Source organism: Variovorax sp. P4_D9 (assembly GCF_056401695.1).
In genome coordinates, this window is sequence record NZ_JBFUIU010001122.1 from 1 (window position 1) to 2,339 (window position 2,339).

A 2,339-nucleotide genomic window follows, 5' to 3' on the forward strand; every position below is an offset into this window, starting at 1 on the left:
GGAGACCACCTTGCCCAGTTGCGTCTCGGCCCCTGCGCCGGCGACGACCGGCCGGCCGCTGCTGAGCATGCCGGTGAGCTTGGAGGGCATCACCAGGTCGGCGGCGTCCGCACGCTGCGGCAGCAGGTGGATGTCGGCGAGGCCCAGCAGGTCGCCGAGACGCTCGACTGGCTGCAGGTCGAGAAAGCGCACGTTGGCGAGCTTGTCGCAGCGCTGCATCAGGTCGGCGCGGCCGGCGCCATTGCCGCAGAACACGAACTCGAGACCGGGCTGCTGCTGAAGCAGGCGGGCCATCTCGGCCAGCAGTTCCAGCCCCTGCTTGGCGCCCATGTTGCCGGAATAGAGCGCCACGACGGCATCGGGCCTGATGCCCAGTTCCGCGCGATAGGGGCTTGCCGCCCGCAGCGGCTGCACGGCCGACACGTCGGCCCAGTTCGGCAGCGAGACCAGCCGCGCGTCCTCCGTGCCCTTGCTGCTCGCGCRCTCCATCATGCGCAGGGAGATCGTCGAGATACGGTCGAAGCGGCGCATCAGCCCGCGTTCGACGGCGGCGACGAAGGAGCGGGCGCCGGCTCCCTTGAGCAGGCCCAGTTCGAAGGCCGCGTCGACCTCGTAGTCCTGGATGTGCAGCCACGCCTTCGCCGAGCGCAGCCGCGCGAAGGCAAGCGCCGCGGGCGTACAGAACAGCGGCGGTTCGGTCACCCACACCACATCGGGCTTCCAGCGCCATTGCGCCAGCAGCGTGGGAATGCTCGACAGCGCGAAGCTGGCCAAGTGGAGCAGCCGCTTCAGCCCCGTCACCTTGCGCGGCACCCACAGCGGCGCGCGGAAGACGGAGGCGCCGTACCAGTCCTCGCGGGTGTAGCGCGAGCCGCTGTAGTCGGGCCAGACCGCCCAATCCGGGTAATAGGGCGGTGCCGTCACCACCCGCACCTCATGGCCCCTGGCTGCGAGCCAAGCCACCATCTCGCCTGTGTATTTGCCGATGCCGGTCAGTTCCGGCGCGAAATTGATTCCGTAGACGAGAAGCTTCATTGACCCTCGGACAGCATTCCAGCGCCGGTTCGGCGTTCCTTCGACAGGGCCGACGCATCCGGCCCGGTCGCGCTCTCGCTGACGATCCGTACCAGCTTTTCCGCCACCTGGCCGACCTGGAAGCGCTCTCGGAACGAGCGCTGCGCCGCAACCCGCATGGCAGCCGCCTCTGCCGGCGCCAGCGCCAGCCAGCGCTGCAGCGTGTCGATCGTGCCGGCCAGCGTGTCGGAGGCCACGATGCCCGCACCGTCCTGTTCGATCTCGCGCCAGATGTTGACCTTGTCGCTGAGCAGGACCGGCTTGCCGCAGGCCAGGGCCTCGACCACGGCGATGCCGAAGTTCTCCTGGTGCGACGGCAGGCAGAACACGTCAGCCGCGTGGAAGGCGCCCCATTTGAGCTCGCCCTGCAGCATACCGGTCCAGGTGATGCGGGCCGCCACGCCGAGTTCCTCGGCACGGCGCTTGAGTAGTCCCGCCAGGGCCTCTTCGCCGGGCCCAGCCATGACCAAATGCAGGTCGGGCGCCGCGTCCGCCACTCGGGCGAAGGCGTCGACCAGGAGATCGCCGCCTTTCTTCTCGTGGACGCGCCCAAGATAGAGCAGCGCCCGCTTGCCCCGGAGTTCGGGAAACCGGTTCAGGAAGATCTCGGTCAGGCCTGCCGCGTCCGAAGGCGGCTCGGAGGTGCCGTACGATCCCACGACCTCCCGGGCGCGATAGAGCCAGAAGGATTGCCGCGCGAGAAGACGTTCCTCCTCGCAGGTAAAGATGACGGCGGCGGCGTCGCGCAGCACGCGGTATTCGCCCCAGGGCCAGTAGAGCCACTTCTTCAGGTGCTTGAGCGGATAGCGCCGCTTGAACCACGGATCGAGCATGCCGTGGGTGTAGACGAAATAGGGCGTGGTCGACGCATGCAGCGCGCGCCAGGCGGCGAAGCCGGCGTACTGCCAGAGGCCGTTCACGATCACCGCGTCGTAGCCGTCTGCATGCTCGCGCAGCCATGCCACGGCATTCGCGTTGTACAGGTAGCTGGTGCGCGACGGCCCCACCGCATGGAGCGGAGCCGGGCATTCGCGAACCCAGGCCGAGGATGGATCGTCCAGCGACAGCAGCTCGCTCTCGTGGCCGAGCGCGACGAGCGCCTCGTGGATTCGAAGCACGCCTTCGATCGGCCCGCCACCGCGAAGATCGACGGAGGGAATCAGGTGCAGCAGCCTCATGCCGATGGCTTGCGAGAGGGAAAGAGCTCGACCGTGGGATGCCGGAACACGAGCAGGCCGAATGCCAGCATGATGCCGAGCAGGCCG

General features: G+C 68.3%; 2 protein-coding genes. Both read right to left on the reverse strand.

The window, feature by feature from the left end; genetic code table 11:
- Positions 1–1,035, reverse strand: a 1,035-nt coding sequence (locus AC1DY5_RS51815; protein ID WP_478122042.1) for a WcaI family glycosyltransferase, incomplete at its 3' end; no start/stop codon positions are given.
- A complete protein-coding gene (locus AC1DY5_RS51820) occupies positions 1,032–2,252 on the reverse strand; it encodes a glycosyltransferase (protein WP_478122043.1) in 1,221 nt (406 codons plus the stop codon). The genes AC1DY5_RS51820 and AC1DY5_RS51815, both read right to left, overlap by 4 nt.
- Positions 2,253–2,339: the final 87 nt, after the last annotated feature.

Coding starts and splice junctions, on each gene's coding strand:
- AC1DY5_RS51820 (WP_478122043.1), bottom strand. CDS start 2,252: ATGAGGCTGCTGCACCTGATTCCCTCCGTCGATCTTCGCGGTGGCGGG.